Source organism: Planococcus soli, from assembly GCF_016881065.1.
GTDB classification, from domain to species: domain Bacteria; phylum Bacillota; class Bacilli; order Bacillales_A; family Planococcaceae; genus Planococcus; species Planococcus soli.
This window is the reverse complement of record NZ_WXYN01000051.1, coordinates 711,993-728,127: the sequence shown is the minus strand read 5'-3', so window position 1 is coordinate 728,127 and position 16,135 is coordinate 711,993. Positions and strand designations below refer to the sequence as shown.

Sequence of the window (16,135 nt, the reverse complement as noted above, 5' to 3'; positions counted from 1 at the left end):
GCAGACATCCTTTTTATTTGAATTCCTGAATGACGGTTCCTTTGCCATCTGCAACCTGTATTTCCGCATAAGCACCATTGACAAATGTAATCTGCGGCGGCACATGCCCTAGATCAATATCATAAGCGATCGGAAGATTTAAATCTTCAGCCAAATCCTGATACATCCGTTCAACCGTATAGCCCTCGACCGGATTGTTCGCCGCACTTCGACCGAAGACTATGCCGGAACAATTTTCGAACCAGCCTGCATATTTCATTCCTGTCAGCGACCTTTTCAGATCTGCAACAGACATTTCGCAATTTTCCAAGTACCAGATGACCTGTTCACCGGGAATGTGCTGATCCCGGAATGCCTGTACGTCACCGAAGGGTGTTCCGGTCAAGTTTCGAATCACGTCTATGCATCCGCCCAAAAGGCGTCCCGAGAAAGTTTCTGCTGATCCCGAAACGGTTTTCCAGCTGGTCGGCTCCGTTAAATGAAAAACTACTGGCGACGGATCCAAATGGTTCCATTCTTTCTGATAAAGTGATGACGACTGTTGGGCAACCGTTTCGCCTGCGGCCGTTTTTAATACCGATAGCCAGCGTCCGGTCGTTTCATCGCTTTTTTCGCCGCGCAAGTCCACGATATTGGTGCCATGTGCTGTGGCAATTCCCGTTTTTAAGGTAATGGCAAACAACAAAACACTGAGATCCGAATACCCAAGCACCCATTTAGGCTGCATCTTCGTAAAATCCATGTACTCCAAGGTTTCAATAAGCAATTCGCCGCCCCAAGGAGGAATAATTACATCGATTTCCGGATTGTTCATCATTTCCATAAATTCATCCGCACGTTTTTTAGCAGGAGCTGACTTGGCAAATTCCTGCGTCCAAGCTGTTTCACCTGCCACTATATTGAAACCGTTCTGCTCTTGACGGGCAATCGCCTGTTCCAATACACTGTGCTGTTCGGTACCCACTCCTGAAGATGGAGCGGTTATGCCAATTGTTTTAAAGGTAGTAGCAGGATAACGAATCATCCATAAGTCCCCCTTTTAGTTTAAACAAAATAAAATAGTGAATAAATCATGGCCAGTAATATTCCGGCTCCGGCACAGAACCAAACCAGATAGCCCAGCAATTCAAGAATACGGCTCGGCTCCTTATCCAATCTTTCGCCTTTGAATTGCGAAAAATCAGGCGGTGTTTCTTTTCTTGCTGTCGTTTTAGTGTGGCTCATCGTCTTAGTTTCGCTTAGCTGGTCCATTTTGTTCCTCCTAGAATCGGTTGCAGTAAAATCATTAAGATATCTACCATTATACTAAACTTAACTTGAGAATATAGTCCCCTTTTCTCCTAATTGTCATTTTTCAGAATAAACAAAGAAGGGCCGGGCTTGAAATGGGCTTCTCAGGGTATATGATGGGTAAGAACAGAAAAAATATGAGGGGCTGATTGGGATGAAAGTGTTGGTAGTAGGGGCAAATGGACAAATTGGACGTCATTTTGTAAAAATGCTGGCAGACAGCGAAGACCATACACCAAAAGCGATGATCCGCAAAGAAGAGCAAATCAGTTTTTTCAATGGTTTAGGCGTCGAATCGGTTTTGACAAGCCTAGAAGGCAGTGTCGAGGAAATTGCAGATGCCATGGCAGACTGCGATGCCGTCGTATTTGCAGCCGGCAGCGGCGGTGCGACAGGTGCTGATAAAACGTTGCTTATTGATTTGGATGGTGCAGCAAAAACCATTGAAGCAGCTGAACAAACCGGAACTGAACGCTTTCTAATGATCAGTGCCATCAATGCCGATAAAAGGGAAATGTGGAAAGAAGACATGGCCTATTATTATGTCGCCAAGCACCACGCTGATAACATTTTGCGGGCCAGTGGCTTGGTCTATACGATTATCCGGCCTGGCTTGTTGACCAACGATTCGGGGACTGGCAAGATTTTAGCAACTGAGAATCTCGATTCCGGTGAAATTCCACGTGAAGATGTGGCACGTGTGCTGTTTCATTCTCTTGCAAATGAACATGTCTTCAATAAGACTTTTGAAATTGTATCAGGTGATGACAATATAGAGGATGCACTTAATCAACTTTAACCATCTTAATTACATGCTATGAAAAACAAGCCACTAAATTAATTAGTGGCTTGTTTTTCTTTGCTTATGATACTGTTTTCATGTTTTTAATACCCAACACCAACTGAAATACAAACGCAACCGAACACAAAGCGATTGCCGCATAGCCAAGCCCGCCAATCGGTGTCATTTGGAATGTCTGGATAACCAATAGAGCCATCATAAGAGCGATGCCAAAATTCACAATGTACGGCTTATCGTAATATTTCTTGGACGCAACTCCCACAAAAATCGCCACGGCAATAATCAAAATCAATAAAAGACTCCCCATTTTTCTCCCTCACCCTTTTGCTTTGTCTTCCATAAGTCTAGCATTTTTCCCTAGCGTCCGATAGAGTACGGGGAATTTATTCGTAAGCAAGCTTCTTGATGATCTTTTCCTGTTCAGGATAGCGTAGGAGCAGTTCAGCCTGCCGCAATAATTCGAAATCAGCAAAGTCAAAGCCCGGTGAAACCATGCAGCCCACCAATGAAAATGTATCTTCTGCGTCCACTGTCGAACCGAAAATGCTGCCTTTTTCGACCAGCACCTGCGGACGTTCTCCTGCAGTCAAATCCAGCCCTAACTTTTCAGCCCGGTAATTTCCCTCCGCATCCAAAATATGCACTGTAACAGCGCTGCCCATATGAAAATACCACAGCTCATCTGATTTCAGCCGGTGGAAATGGGAAATGTCCTGTGAGCGCAGCAAAAAGTAAATGCTGGTGTACAAGTTCCGCTCTGCTGGATGTGTCGTTAGGCGGATTTTTTCGGGCGAAACGAAAGACTGTTTAAAGTACCCGCCTTCCGGATGTGCTGCCATATCCAAATGAGTGATCCAATCTTCTGCATTCATCGCTTCCCTCTCCATTTCTAATTAATTTTTTACAGCTATAAATTAATGAAACTTTCTATCTCTTTAGACGTATCCATTATATATCAAAAATACCGTTTTGACCGAGGAGGAATAAGGATGAATAATCACGAAATCGACTTTAAACTGCACGGGGATGATATGCAGTTTGTGGAAGTGGAACTAGACCCTTCTGAAACTGTGATTGCAGAAGCAGGCGCGTTGATGATGATGGAAGATGGCATTAGTATGGAAACGATTTTTGGAGACGGGTCTAAAAGTTCTGGTGGCAGCGGATTGATGGGCAAACTGATGAGTGCCGGTAAACGTGTTATTACAGGTGAGAGTCTATTCATGACGGCATTTACCAATAAAGGAACCGGCAAACGCCATGTGTCTTTCGCAGCGCCCTATCCCGGCAAGATTATTCCGATGGACTTGAGCATGCTGAACGGCAAAATCATCTGCCAAAAAGATTCATTCCTGGCAGCGGCCAAAGGAGTTTCCATCGGCATTGAATTCCAGCGCAAACTCGGAGCCGGATTTTTTGGCGGCGAGGGTTTTATCATGCAGAAACTGGAAGGCGACGGGCTGGCTTTTGTCCACGCTGGCGGCACAATTTACCGCAAAAATCTGCAAAAAGGTGAAGTCCTACGCGTTGACACCGGCTGCTTGGTCGCCATGACCGGGGATGTCGATTACAATATCGAAACGGTTCCTGGCATCAAGACTGCCTTGTTCGGCGGTGAAGGTCTATTCTTTGCCACATTGCGTGGTCCGGGCAGTGTCTGGATCCAGTCAATGCCTTTCAGCCGCTTGGCCAGCCGCGTATTTGCGGCGGCTCCACAAAACCCTGCCGGACGATCTCAAGGTGAAGGCAGTGCAGCAGGTGGATTGTTTGACATTTTGGGAGGAAGATAACTTTTTAGAAGCACAATTGGTTGATGTACTGCATAAAGGTAAAATCGTGAAATTTAAATAACAAACGTCCACTCCATCCTTTAACAGGTTTGGAGTGGACGTTTTTTCTGTTTTATTTGTGAATCTACTTCTTCAACGAATCATCTAAAAAGTAACGGATCTATATAAGTTGAACTAATGTTTCTCGCGTGCTGATATTCCGCAAATCAGCTCCGCTTTCTGGCCAACTGGATGCAGTCATGCAGCCGGTGTGATAGGACGTCGCGGTGTCTGCTGCCAAGCTCAAAACGGACTCGGGCTAAACGTGCGAGTGGATTTCTTGTATGCCGCTGCATCGCTGCGCTGCTCCCTTGGGAGTCTCCACTGATTTGCTTCATATCTTTATGATTACAGTAGAAAAACAGAGACTTGCTTTGAATTCAATCGATTTCTTAGCGCCGGCGCATCCAAGGGCTAGGCAAAGCAAGAAGACAGGTGTTCTTTTCCTGGCTTCTTGCGGGTGCCATGCCCAGAGCGTCCGAAGCGTCGGGTGAAAGCCAGTTTCTTTAGTTCAACGCATATAGGTTGTGGGCATTTTCAAAAATTGGGCCCATTTGTAAGGATTGACAAACTAATGTGTATATGAGAATATAACCTAACGACCGTTAGGAAGGTGAAACTATGAAGTCAAATCTTATACTCCAAACTGCAGTCAGCCATTTTGCCAAAGAAGGCTATGAAGGTGCTTCACTCAGCAAAATTGCTGACGAAGTAGGCATAAAAAAACCATCGATATATGCCCATTACAAAGGCAAGGATGATTTATTCCTGTCGGCTGTACAGTATTCACTCCATACATTAAAAGCACAATTGGCTGCTTACTTTAATTCCATGCGGGAAGAGCCTTTGGAATCGCTGTTGCTCGGGTATTTTGAATGGCTCGCAAAAGAAAGCCGCGACAACGAACGCATGAAATTTATCATACGAGTTGCCTATTTCCCACCACTGAAATTGGAAACAGAAGTCGGGAAATTATTCAATCCTTTTTTTGATACAATGCATCGCCATCTCACCCGTTTGCTGCGTGAAAGGCACCGCCATGAAAAGGTTTTCCATTCCGAGGATTTTTCAAATGCGGCTTTGGCTTATTTGACAATCACCGAAGGAGTCATGAATGAATTAGTTTATAGCGGAATGGAAAAATACAATCAGCGGCTTCAAGCTGTTTGGCCCATTTTTTGGCGTGGCTTGATTCGATAAGATTTGAAAGATTCTTGTCACTTCAACAATTTTTTCAGTATTCACCAGGCACGATTGCCATAAGGAGATCACCACATGAAAACAAACAAATTAGTTCTTTCAACCTTGCTGCTTAATCTATTTATTGCATTTTTAGGGATTGGGCTTGTCATTCCAGTCACTCCAACCATAATGAACGAGTTAGGCATTTCCGGAACCGTCGTCGGGTATATGGTTTCCGCTTTTGCTCTGGCTCAGCTCATTGTTTCACCTATTGCCGGCCGATTGGTGGACAGCTTTGGCCGCAAGCCGATGATCATCATCGGGCTGCTCATCTTCAGCATCTCCGAACTGCTCTTCGGTCTCGGGCAAACTGTGGAAATCCTGTTCTTTTCACGCATTTTGGGAGGAATTAGCGCCGCTTTTATCATGCCGGCAGTCACCGCTTATATAGCGGACATCACAACCAGCAGTACACGGCCAAAGGCATTAGGCTATATGTCTGCAGCAATATCCACCGGCTTTATTATCGGACCGGGAATCGGCGGCTTCCTGGCCGATATTGGCACCCGGCTTCCATTTTTCTTTGCAGCTGCTTTCGGTTTGTTTGCGACCATTTTGTCGCTCATCACTCTGACAGAACCGGAACGGAATTACGAAGTGGAAGAAAAACATCAGCCTCTGCCAAAATCAGGATTTAAAAGGGTTTTTTCTCCAATGTACTTTATCGCCTTTATGGTCATCCTCATTTCATCATTCGGATTGGCGGCATTTGAGTCGTTGTTTGCATTATTTGTTGACCATAAGTTCAGCTTTACCGCGAAAGACATTGCCATTGTCATTTCACTCGGCGCCATTGTCGGAGTGATTTTCCAAATTGGCTTGTTTAACCGGCTGACGCAATGGCTTGGTGAAATCCGTCTGATCCGCTACAGTTTACTGGTTTCAACCGTCCTTGTATTCGCTATGACGATGGTTACCAGCTACTGGTCGATTCTGCTGGTCACGATGGTGGTATTTGTCGGTTTTGACTTAATGCGTCCTGCTGTCACCACCTATCTGTCGCGAATTGCCGGAAACGAGCAGGGATTTGCCGGGGGCATGAACTCCATGTTTACGAGCATCGGCAATATTTTCGGTCCGATCATTGGCGGCATCTTGTTCGATATTGATTTGAACTATCCGTTCTATTTTGCCACCGTCGTTTTAGCGGTGGGCATTGCCTTGACGTACGTATGGAAAAGACCTGCGTTTTCAGAAGGAAAAGCAACAATTATATGACTTTGTGTTTCCCGAAGTGTTTTAGTCAAAACAAATTAAAGAGGCTGCTGGATTTGAAATGCTCAATTCCAGCAGCCTCTTTTTCACATTCAAATCCGTTGGTTTTTGTGCGTTAAAGCTGAAATATTTTTTTAGTTTTTTCAATAAGGTCTAGCTCTACGCACTATTGAGGCATTGGAGGTATGTTATTATTTATTAAATCATACAAAATCAGGAAGGATGAAACGATGCATATTAGAAAAGCTACAGTAGATGATGCTTCCGCCGTCGCAAAAGTTCACGTAGATAGCTGGAGAACGACTTATAAAGGCATCTTTTCAAACAGTTATCTCGATAGTTTGTCTTATGATAAACGGACAACGTTATGGGAAAACAACATTGGAGAAAAAGATGAGTATGTGGTTGTGGCAGAAACTGATAGCGGCGACATCGTCGGCTTTGGCACAGCTTCAAAAAGAGACACCAATACGGTGGACAGATCTGGTGATTTGACTTCCATTTATTTATTTGAGGAATACCAGGGACAAGGCATTGGAAAAATGCTGTTGAAAGAGCTGTTCCTTCATTTCAAAAGATTGGGTTATAACCGAATCTTCGTAGAGGTACTGGAAGACAATAAAACACGATATTTTTATGAACATTATGGCGCGAAGCTGGTGAACACTGTCCAAATAAACTGGGATGAAAAATCACTGAACGAGTTGATATATGAATGGGGAAATCTAAATGACGTTTTGGAGAAACTATAAATCGCTGCAAAAAAACCGTTCTTCAGCTGAAGAACGGTTTTTTTGGTGCGTTTAAAGCATTTGCGCAATTTGAATTAAATTGCCGCATGTATCATCGAATACAGCTATTTTAACATTGCCCATTTCTGTTGGCTCTATGGTGAAGCTTACACCATGTTCGAGTAATCGTTCGAACTCTTTTTGAACATCTTCCACCCCAAACATAGTAGCGGGAACACCTTCCGCAAAAATTTTCTGTTGATACTCCCTAGCTGCTGGATGGACGTTCGGTTCTAGCACAAGCTCTGTTCCCTGTTGATGGTCCGGTGAAACAACAGTGATCCACCTGAATTCTCCCATCGGTATATCGTGCTTTTTCACAAAGCCAAGCGTTCCCGAATAAAACTCCAAAGCCTTATCCTGATTTTCAACAAATAAGCTGGTCACAATAATGTTCATTCTGATATGCCTCCTTTATTAAAGCTAGTTCGCTTACTCCTTTACTTACCTGATCCAGCCTTCCAGCAAGTTTTCCAAAGGTTCCTTATTGAAAGTCAGCACCCGGTACTTCCCCTTTTTTGTAGACTTTACCAGCCCCGCTTCATCCAGTATGGAGAGGTGCTTAGCGATTGCCTGCCTGGTAATTGCAAGATGGTGTTTCGTAATCAGGCGAACCGTCAATTCATACAGAGTCATTTCATTGCGTTCGGACAGTTCGTCCAATATTAACCGCCGTGTCGAGTCACTGAGTGCTTTGAATACTGCGTCTTTATTCTTCATATCCCCATTATAAGCAACCATATAGTTGCATGTCAAGAATAATTAAGGACCGGATATCCGGTCCTATCGCTGCCTGATTAATTGCCAATAAATCATGTCTGCATGTTCATTTGTTTCTTCCATTCCCACTTTTTTCAGCACGCGAATAGATACAGAGTTGTTTCGGTCTGTTTCTGCCACTACTTTTTCAACCATATTCGCTTTAAATGCGCAGTCCAAAAGCCCTTCGACTGCTTCTGTCGCATAGCCCATTCCCCAATAACATTCAAGGAAGCCATAGCCGATTTCAACTTGTTTCTCGGGATTTGGCTTTCCTTTAAAACCTGCATCTCCAAGTATTACACCGTCAGATTTTCGAAGCACAAGCCAGCTTCCCCATCCATCTATAGATGGATCGTCCAGAAGTGCCTTTACATGGTTGGCTGCTTGTGGGCCATTCTCATACTTTTGGTCCTTCATCAGTCGGATCGATTCGCTGTCACATGAAATCATCTTTAACCGTCCAGTTTCTATTTCCACTTTTACACCTCTACTAACCTTCTTGCATGCAACGTTATAACTTCTTATAGAAGTATAGTTCTAAATGCAAAATCCCCTATGTGTTTTCATTTATCCTACCCATCAAAACCGTATTATAGTAGTTGCCATCAGATAGAAGTTTATCTTTCTTTAAAATCCCCTCTACTTCAAAGCCGTATTTTTTATACAAGTTGATTGCTTTAATGTTGGTTTCTAGAACCTTCAAGCTTATCTTGCTGATGCCAACCTCGTCTGCCCATCGAATAGATTCAGTTAGCAGGTTTTGCCCAATTCCATGGTCCCAAAACGCTTTCACCACCGCGATGCCAAATTCAGTTTGATGCAAAGTCCTCTTTAAATCACTTCCAGCACACCTGGAAAATGCAACGAGCTGTCCATTTTCCTCGGCGACTAAAAAAAGGCTGTTTCCACTCGCCCCATCCTTTTCAATCAAGCTTCGAAAACCCTCTTCATCTATGTATGCTTCGCCTTTTTCCCTGTCAAGATTTTCGGTTTCCCCATCTACCTGCAGCCTTAGTTCAACTAAGTTGTGAGCATCGTTTAGGTGTGCCGTCCGTATAAGGAATGAGGAAAAATCTAGCTGGTCTATCTCCATTAGCCATCATGCCTACCTTTCTGTTATCAGCCTACATTAGGCAAACTTCTCTTTAATTAACTCCTCATCCTCTTCATACCATTTAGAATGCTTCGGATTCAATACAGCGATGGAATACAGCAAAGCCGTGATCAGCATGATGACCGCAAGAGAGCCGATCGTCAGTTTTAATGAGATCCAGTCTGCCAAGAAACCGATCGCCAGAATGAAAAAAATCTGGAAAATACTTTGAATCAACCCAAAGATGCTCGTCACTCTTCCCATGACGGCTACAGGAACATTGTTTTGATAGAATGTCGCAATTCCTGCATTCAGAAAAACGTTAAAGAACCCTAGGATGACAAAACCTATCGTAACCGATGCAAACGACCAGGAAAACGCATAGATAACATAACCTGCCGTCATCATCAGCAAACCGGTGACGATCATGTTGCGGATGGAAATCTTATTGGCAAATATGGCGAGCAACAGCGCACCACACACTGACCCGATGCCTGTGATACTAATGAGCAGGCTGTAATCCACTTCGGACAATCCGATCACCTCTTGGATGAAAACCACTTCCTGGACATCCATGGCAAAAGAAAACATCATAACTATCAAAAATCCCACATACATGAGAGAGACATATTTCTTTTCTGCCATAAAATCCAATACGACCGTAAAGTCTTTTGCAACTTGTGGGAACGTCAAAGCAGGCATCTTTTCCTGCTGTTTTTTTTCTGTTTCCGGCAATAAGGCCAAAAGAAGGGCCGCAATCAGGAAGAAACTGGCGTTTAGCCATAAAGTCACATAGATATTGGTCATTAGAATAAGTGAACCTCCGATTGCGGGCCCGATGATAAAAGCACCAGAAGAAGTGAAGGACCGCAGCGAGTTGAATCGCTTTCGTTTTTGCAAAGGGACCAGCATCGTCACATAGGTCATTGAAGCCGGTCCAAAAAACGCTTTGGCAATGCTTAGTAGGAAGAGAATGGCGTAAATACCTGCTAAATTTGGCATGAAAGGAATCAAGGCAATCAAAGCCGCTCTTAAAATGAATGTCACCCATACTATCTTTTTCTTGCTCCGGTAATCAATAAAACTGCCGGTCCAAAACTTCGTCGCTATATTAGTCAAGGGGCTGATCACCCATAACCCAGCTACAGCAACTGCAGACCCCGTCATTTGATAAACAATGATGTTAATGGCGATCAAGTAGACAAAGTCTCCGACACCGGCAATGCCTAAGGAGCCGAGCAAGACAGCTGGTTTTTTCCATTCTTTCAAAGTCGGCTTCAAATCTATATACCTCCAATCGATGGAAACTTTAAACGCTATTGTGATTTATGTATGTTTTCTGACATATCATCAGTATAACACGATTGCATACCATAATAAGTAAATATTTATGGGAATAATTTGCATTCCATTTATACATATTGCTTTGAAAAAGCCTGCGCTCAGACAGTATTGGACTGTCTTAACGCAGGCATTCTTACTTTCTTATTCAAAATACGTTTCTAAATCATCGAGCATCAGATTAGCCGCCAGATAACCACCCGCTGTATTCCAAATTACATCATCAACTTTAAAAATTTTATCTGCTTTTGCGACTTCGAGGTTTTGGAATAAAGGATCATTGATCCATTCTTCTTCCAATTTTGTCGCTTCGCTATCTCCTGTTTCATAAGTGAAGTAGAAGAGAATATCGCCATCCATTGCCGGGATTCGTTCTTTGGTTACGCCGCGTTCTGCAAAGTCCTCTAAATCTTGTTCTTCAGGACGCGCAAATCCAAGCTGCTCCAAGATTACACCAGAAAATGAGTCTTTATGGTAAATACGTACATCGCCTGCCATGAATCGGACGATTGAAACTTCCTGTTGTGTTTGATCTCCTAAAGAAGTTTTCAACTCTTCGATACGCTCATTATATTCAGCCAATTTTTCTTGCCCTACTTCTTCTTTATTAATGGCTTTCGAATACAGTTCAAAATTTTCCTGCCAATCTCCGCGCAAGCTTTCCGCAAAAACTGTAGGCGCAATTTGGCTTAACTGATCGTAGACTTGTTCTTGCCTCATCTTGTTTCCGATGATCAAATCAGGTTCCAAAGCAGCAATGGCTTCTAAAGATGGCTCGCTTTCGGTACCAACAGACTGTGTATCTTTCAGCTGATCCGCGGCATGTTCATACCATTGATCTCCTGTAAAGGCTTCGACAGCGCCAACCGGTGTAACATCCATGGCCAGAAGTGCTTCTACTCCTTCATTTGTCAATATGACAACACGTTGTGGTTCTCCTTCGATCGTCGTTTCCCCCATTGCATGGGTGACAGTGTAACTTTCCTGATCAGTCGCTTCCTCGTTGCCAGCAACAGTCTCATCTTCCGTACTTCCGCAAGCTGCCAATAATATCAACAAAAACGCTATCGCTAATACACCAATTTTTTTCATTTTACTACTCCCTTTATTTGGTTAATTGAGAATGAAACTCATTTACAGTTAGTACTTTATATGCTAGGATTTTATTTGTCAACGAAGTTCAAAAAATAAATATATAAAGAGGTCTTTTATGCTACGCACCAATTTTACCCGTAGTTGGGGAGTCGCAGTCGGCATCAGCAGTATTATGCTTTTGATGTGTGCCAGTCTGGTATATGGCTATACAGATACAAGCTGGAACGATGCTTACTCGGCCTTCTTCAATCAGACAGGTTCAAACGAACATATCATCATCCGTGACGTCCGGTTTCCACGCGCCTTAATCGCTGCGTTTGTCGGTGCGTGTCTTGGTGTTTCTGGCGCCATTATGCAATCCGTCACGAGAAATCCGCTTTCTTCACCCAGCATTCTCGGTGTAAACGCGGGAGCCAGTTTTTTTGTTGTGACTGGCGTTGTATTTTTCTCCATCCAAAGTTCGCAGTCTTATATGTGGCTTAGTTTTGCAGGAGCAGCGTTTGCTTTTCTAATGGTATTCATCTTGAGCAATGCCGGACGTGAAGGTTTGACCCCTGTTAAATTAGTGCTTGCTGGTGCAGCAATTTCAGCGTTATTTGCCTCCTTAACGCAAGGTCTTCTGGTTCTCAATGAAAATGCGCTTGATCAGGTACTTTTTTGGCTTGCGGGATCTGTAGCAAATCGGCCGCTGAGTTTAATGACGGCCGCGCTACCTTACATAGCAATTGCCCTCTCACTGGCTTTTTTACGTGCTAAAGAGTTGAATGTTTTAAGCATGGGCGATGATGTGGCCGTTGGTCTTGGTCAAAAAACCTTGTGGACCAAGTTCTTATTCAGTGTCTGCGCTGTATTTTTAGCAGGAGCGGCAGTTGCCGTTGCCGGCCCTATCGGTTTTGTCGGAATCGTCATTCCTCATTTGGTGCGCTCATTGGTTGGCCTCGACCATCGCTGGATTCTTCCATATTCCGCTATGGGTGGCGCCGTTCTGCTGCTGCTTGCCGATATTAGCAGCCGTTACATCTTAATGCCGCAGGAATTGCCGGTCGGAGTTATGACAGCTCTTATCGGGGTTCCTTTCTTCATTTACGTGGCACGCAGAAAGATGGGGATTTAAACTATGAAAATTTTTAAGAAAAAAAACTTTGCTCAACATCCTTTCTTTGCAACAGTGCTAGTTTTTCTGGCCGTTCTTGCCGTAATGGTTGTATCCGCTGGATCCGGGGAGTTTCCATTGTCTCCTTTAAAGGTGATAGCAGCGCTTTTCGGCTTGGGAGAAGAATTTAATCGAACAATAGTTATGGACTTCAGGATGCCCCGAATCGTCATGGCCCTTTTTGTTGGAATGGCGCTTGCCGTATCCGGAGCCATTCTTCAAGGAATCACAAAAAATCCGCTGGCGTCACCCGATTTGATCGGCATTACAGCAGGCGCATCTTTTTCCGTAGTGCTGTTTTTAGCCATTTTTTCAGATGAAAATAATTCCCTGATTGTCAGCATTCAGTGGCTGCCATTGTTCGCCTTTCTTGGCGCTACATCTACCGCACTGATTGTTTTCTTCCTGTCGTGGAAAAACGGTCTTGCTCCATTTCGGCTGTTGCTGATCGGCATTGCGGTTTCTGCGTTTATGCAGGCAGGAACTACGGTATGGATGCTTATGGGGCCAATATACAGGGCGAGCCAAGCGACAATTTGGACAACAGGCAGCATATACGGGGCCAACTGGTCCCAAATCTATGTATTGGTACCATGGGCGCTCTTGCTCATCGGTGTTTCGCTATTAATGAGAAGGCAAATGAATATACTTGAACTCGGGGATGATATCGCAACTGGCGTCGGTTCTTACGTCCAGCGGAATCGGCTCATTTTGCTGCTAGTGAGCACCGGACTTACAGGCGTGGCTGTAGCTTTTGCAGGGGGAATTGGATTTATCGGTCTACTTGCCCCTCATATAGCAAGAAGAATCGTCGGTCCGCAATTTCAATCAATGGTGCTGTTTTCAGCAGGAATCGGTGCTTTGCTGGTTCTTATCGCAGATTTGATCGGACGTGTAGCATTTGCACCGATGGAAGTGCCTGCAGGTGTTTGGACCGCTGCTGTTGGCGCCCCTTATTTTATCTACTTGTTAATGACAGAGCGTAAAAGAAAATCGGCATAAAGAAAAAAACTGCTCACTGGACAGAAAATCTGTCTGGCGAGCAGTTTTTTTGATGTTCCATAGTAAAATTCTTCAGTTTAAAATGAAGTCGTTACAGATTTGATGGCATCTTTGCTTCTTTTATTTTCCGGCTGCTTTAGCCAATGGCGGAGACCCCTTCCGGCTAATGGCTCGTCATTATATCTGGGGATCACATGAAGATGGCAATGGCCAATCGACTGATTTGAAGCCTCTCCAACGTTCCAGCCGAGTGTATAGCCATCTGGAGCAAACTCTGCATCTAAATATTCTTTGGCTTGGTGCAGTAAGCCATACGTGTCGCTCCACTCCTCTTTTGTTAAATCAAATACATTCACACGGTGTAGCTTTGGCACAATCACTCCACTGCCTTCCAGAACCTCTTGCTCTTTGTCATGCTGCAGGAAGAAGCATGTTTTATTTTCAAATACAATCTTTTGGTTGTGATCTTTATTTGGGTTGCAAAACGGACAATCGGTTTCATATGACATGTTTTTTTCCACCCTTCACTTCTCTACATTTTTTCAGGCGCTTTTATGCCAAGCAATCTTAACCCTTCTTTTAATACAATAGCAACAGCCTGAACCAACGCCACCCTTCCCTCTTGCTCGATGTCTTCGTTCAAAATTTTCACATGAGCGTAATAGGAGTTGAATTCCTGTGCCAATAAAATAAGATACTTGGCAATTTGAGAAGGCTCAGTGTAATCAAAGCTCTTTGCAATAACTTCGGGAAAAGCCAGCAATAGTTTGATAATCGGCCAACTATGCTCATCATTCAGACCAGCCGGTTCGAGTTGATCCGGCTTAAATGAAGATTTTGTTAATATTGAGCACGCTCTTGCATGTGTATACTGAACATAAGGACCGGTTGCCCCTTCAAACTTCAGCATATCTGCCAGTGAAAACTCGATGTTATTTTGGCGGTCATTTTTTAAATCATGGAAGATAATGGCCCCGATGCCGACCATTTTCGCTACCGCTCTTTTATCCGGCAACGCTGAATTTTTTTCGGCAATGTTATTCTCAGCAAGGTCGATTGCTTGCTGGATCACATGCTCAAGCAAAACAACTCCGCCTTTTCTGGTCGACATCTTCCTGCCGTTTTTCAATATAAAGCCAAAAGAGACATGCTTCATATCTTGCGGCCAGTCATACCCCAATTTTTCCAGCACTAAAGACAATTGTTTAAAGTGAAGCGTTTGCTCTTGCCCTACGACATAAAACGACTGATCAAACTGGTAATTTCTTTTTCTGTACAAAGCTGCAGCCAAATCACGCGTACCATACAAGGTCGCACCGTCCCTTTTTCTAATCAGAAATGGCGGCAAGCTATAGTCACTCAAATCCACAACTTCTGCACCGTTTGACTCGACCAGCAGTTGTTTTGTTCGAAGCAGCTTCACCACTTCATCCATTTTATCGTTGTAAAAAGACTCTCCGTCATTGGAATCAAAACCAATGTCCAGCAGCGAATAGATTTTGGAAAATTCCTGAAGCGATTCTTCACGGAACCACTTCCATAATTTTTGTGCTTCCGGGTTGCCATCTTCAAGCTTTTTAAACCACAGCCTGGCTTCGCTTTCCAATTCTGTGTTGTTTCCAGCTTCCTGATGGAATTTCACATAAAGCTTCAGCAGTTCACTGATTGGAGCATCCTTTACTTCTTGTTCACTTCCCCACAATTTGTAAGCTGTGATCAGTTTGCCAAATTGAGTTCCCCAGTCGCCCAAGTGATTGATGCGTATCGCCTTATACCCGCATTTTTCTGAGATAAGTGCCAACGAATTGCCGATCACCGTTGACCGCAAATGGCCCATGGAAAACGGCTTGGCAATATTAGGAGAAGAGAAATCCAAGGTTACGGTCTTGGTTTGTCCAAATGCTGATGCGCCATAATCCGACTGCATATGCAAGATATCTCTGATGACTTCTAAGCTGACGAATGATTTATTGTAAAAACAATTCACATACGGCCCTTCTGCAATCACCTGTTCAAAGTACGGATTGGAAATTCTTGCAGCCAGCTGTTCGGCTATTTTTGCAGGCGACTTTTTCATTGCCTTTGCCAAGGTAAAGCATGGAAATGCCAAGTCTCCCTGCTTATCAAACTTTGGCTGCTCTATCAAATTCATAATTTCATCCAGTTCTACCCATCCATTCAACTCCAAAGCAATTTCCTCAGCATACGTTTTCACCAATTCCATCCATTAACCCTCCTTTTTGATAAAACAAAAAAGCCCGTCTCTGTATAATTAAATACAGAGACGGGCTTTTCCCGCGGTACCACTCTTATTGTCCAGGATAAACTGAACCGGCTCAAACTGATAACGGGATTTCCCGACAATACCCTACAAATAAGTTCAGGCAGTTTCTCAGAAGTGCGCTTCATTGCAACAAACACAATCAGGCTTCCACTCTCCCTGACTCGCTGGCGCATTCATTTGCAACTACTCTCTTCATCATCGAATTTACATATTTTTCAGTTATCATAACGTCCAGG

At 43.8% G+C, this 16,135-nt stretch carries 19 protein-coding genes and 1 other annotated feature; of the genes, 7 read left to right on the top strand and 12 right to left on the bottom strand.

From position 1 onward, the window contains the following. Nucleotides 1-13: 13 nt before the first annotated feature. Together GJB59_RS18370 and GJB59_RS18365 are read right to left on the bottom strand one after the other, a co-directional pair. Nucleotides 14-1,024, bottom strand: coding sequence for a S66 family peptidase (locus GJB59_RS18370; protein WP_142826370.1), 1,011 nt, complete (start codon nt 1,022-1,024; stop codon nt 14-16). Between the two features lie 20 nt (nt 1,025-1,044). Then, nucleotides 1,045-1,251, bottom strand: coding sequence for a hypothetical protein (locus tag GJB59_RS18365; protein ID WP_142826371.1), 207 nt, complete (start codon nt 1,249-1,251; stop codon nt 1,045-1,047). Nucleotides 1,252-1,444: 193 nt separating this feature from the next. On the opposite strand from GJB59_RS18365, the gene GJB59_RS18360 reads away from it, so the two are divergent. Beyond that, complete coding sequence (locus GJB59_RS18360; RefSeq protein WP_142826372.1) at nt 1,445-2,089, top strand: SDR family oxidoreductase; 645 nt, start codon at nt 1,445-1,447, stop codon at nt 2,087-2,089. 64 nt (nt 2,090-2,153) lie between these two features. Here GJB59_RS18360 and GJB59_RS18355 read toward each other — a convergent pair whose 3' ends face one another. Both GJB59_RS18355 and GJB59_RS18350 read right to left on the bottom strand, forming a co-directional pair. Then, on the bottom strand, nt 2,154-2,399 hold the full coding sequence (locus GJB59_RS18355) for a hypothetical protein (RefSeq protein WP_142826373.1): 246 nt from the start codon (nt 2,397-2,399) through the stop codon (nt 2,154-2,156). A gap of 76 nt (nt 2,400-2,475) precedes the next feature. Then, on the bottom strand, nt 2,476-2,964 hold the full coding sequence (locus tag GJB59_RS18350; RefSeq protein ID WP_142826374.1) for a cupin domain-containing protein: 489 nt from the start codon (nt 2,962-2,964) through the stop codon (nt 2,476-2,478). Between the two features lie 117 nt (nt 2,965-3,081). Here GJB59_RS18350 and GJB59_RS18345 point away from each other — a divergent pair, with 117 nt between their 5' ends. The 4 genes from GJB59_RS18345 to GJB59_RS18330 all read left to right on the top strand — a co-directional run bounded on the left by GJB59_RS18345 (nt 3,082) and on the right by GJB59_RS18330 (nt 7,130). Then, nucleotides 3,082-3,882, top strand: a complete 801-nt coding sequence (locus tag GJB59_RS18345) for a TIGR00266 family protein (protein WP_142826375.1) — start codon at nt 3,082-3,084, stop codon at nt 3,880-3,882. A gap of 660 nt (nt 3,883-4,542) precedes the next feature. Further along, nucleotides 4,543-5,121: a TetR/AcrR family transcriptional regulator gene (locus GJB59_RS18340; protein ID WP_142826376.1), complete on the top strand. Its 579-nt coding sequence runs from the start codon at nt 4,543-4,545 to the stop codon at nt 5,119-5,121. Between the two features lie 75 nt (nt 5,122-5,196). Then, on the top strand, nt 5,197-6,381 hold the full coding sequence (locus tag GJB59_RS18335; protein ID WP_142826377.1) for an MFS transporter: 1,185 nt from the start codon (nt 5,197-5,199) through the stop codon (nt 6,379-6,381). Between the two features lie 227 nt (nt 6,382-6,608). Continuing rightward, entirely contained in the window at nt 6,609-7,130 is a 522-nt protein-coding gene (locus GJB59_RS18330; protein ID WP_142826378.1) for a GNAT family N-acetyltransferase, read from the top strand. Nucleotides 7,131-7,181: 51 nt separating this feature from the next. Here the strand turns inward: GJB59_RS18330 and GJB59_RS18325 are convergent, their stop codons facing one another. From GJB59_RS18325 to GJB59_RS18300, 6 genes are all read right to left on the bottom strand, one after another. Beyond that, nucleotides 7,182-7,568 carry a VOC family protein gene (locus GJB59_RS18325; protein WP_142826379.1) on the bottom strand — a complete coding sequence of 129 codons (387 nt, stop codon included), beginning with the start codon at nt 7,566-7,568 and terminating at the stop codon, nt 7,182-7,184. A gap of 45 nt (nt 7,569-7,613) precedes the next feature. Beyond that, nucleotides 7,614-7,889 carry an ArsR/SmtB family transcription factor gene (locus tag GJB59_RS18320; RefSeq protein WP_142826380.1) on the bottom strand — a complete coding sequence of 92 codons (276 nt, stop codon included), beginning with the start codon at nt 7,887-7,889 and terminating at the stop codon, nt 7,614-7,616. A 63-nt stretch (nt 7,890-7,952) separates the two neighbouring features. After that, entirely contained in the window at nt 7,953-8,408 is a 456-nt protein-coding gene (locus tag GJB59_RS18315) for a GNAT family N-acetyltransferase (RefSeq protein ID WP_142826381.1), read from the bottom strand. Between the two features lie 76 nt (nt 8,409-8,484). Then, entirely contained in the window at nt 8,485-9,024 is a 540-nt protein-coding gene (locus GJB59_RS18310; RefSeq protein ID WP_142826382.1) for a GNAT family N-acetyltransferase, read from the bottom strand. Between the two features lie 36 nt (nt 9,025-9,060). After that, a complete protein-coding gene (locus GJB59_RS18305) occupies nt 9,061-10,305 on the bottom strand; it encodes an MFS transporter (protein ID WP_142826383.1) in 1,245 nt (414 codons plus the stop codon). Nucleotides 10,306-10,509: 204 nt separating this feature from the next. Beyond that, nucleotides 10,510-11,457: an ABC transporter substrate-binding protein gene (locus GJB59_RS18300; protein WP_142826384.1), complete on the bottom strand. Its 948-nt coding sequence runs from the start codon at nt 11,455-11,457 to the stop codon at nt 10,510-10,512. A 118-nt stretch (nt 11,458-11,575) separates the two neighbouring features. Between GJB59_RS18300 and GJB59_RS18295 the strand changes: the two genes are divergently transcribed. Both GJB59_RS18295 and GJB59_RS18290 read left to right on the top strand, forming a co-directional pair. Beyond that, nucleotides 11,576-12,574: a FecCD family ABC transporter permease gene (locus GJB59_RS18295; RefSeq protein ID WP_142826385.1), complete on the top strand. Its 999-nt coding sequence runs from the start codon at nt 11,576-11,578 to the stop codon at nt 12,572-12,574. A 3-nt stretch (nt 12,575-12,577) separates the two neighbouring features. Beyond that, nucleotides 12,578-13,615 carry a FecCD family ABC transporter permease gene (locus GJB59_RS18290; RefSeq protein ID WP_142826386.1) on the top strand — a complete coding sequence of 346 codons (1,038 nt, stop codon included), beginning with the start codon at nt 12,578-12,580 and terminating at the stop codon, nt 13,613-13,615. 77 nt (nt 13,616-13,692) lie between these two features. Here the strand turns inward: GJB59_RS18290 and GJB59_RS18285 are convergent, their stop codons facing one another. Continuing rightward, complete coding sequence (locus GJB59_RS18285) at nt 13,693-14,124, bottom strand: HIT family protein (RefSeq protein WP_142826664.1); 432 nt, start codon at nt 14,122-14,124, stop codon at nt 13,693-13,695. A 23-nt stretch (nt 14,125-14,147) separates the two neighbouring features. Beyond that, nucleotides 14,148-15,839: an arginine--tRNA ligase gene (argS, locus tag GJB59_RS18280; protein ID WP_142826387.1), complete on the bottom strand. Its 1,692-nt coding sequence runs from the start codon at nt 15,837-15,839 to the stop codon at nt 14,148-14,150. Nucleotides 15,840-15,892: 53 nt separating this feature from the next. Further along, nucleotides 15,893-16,107, bottom strand: a binding site (T-box leader). Between the last annotated feature and the right edge of the window lie 28 nt (nt 16,108-16,135).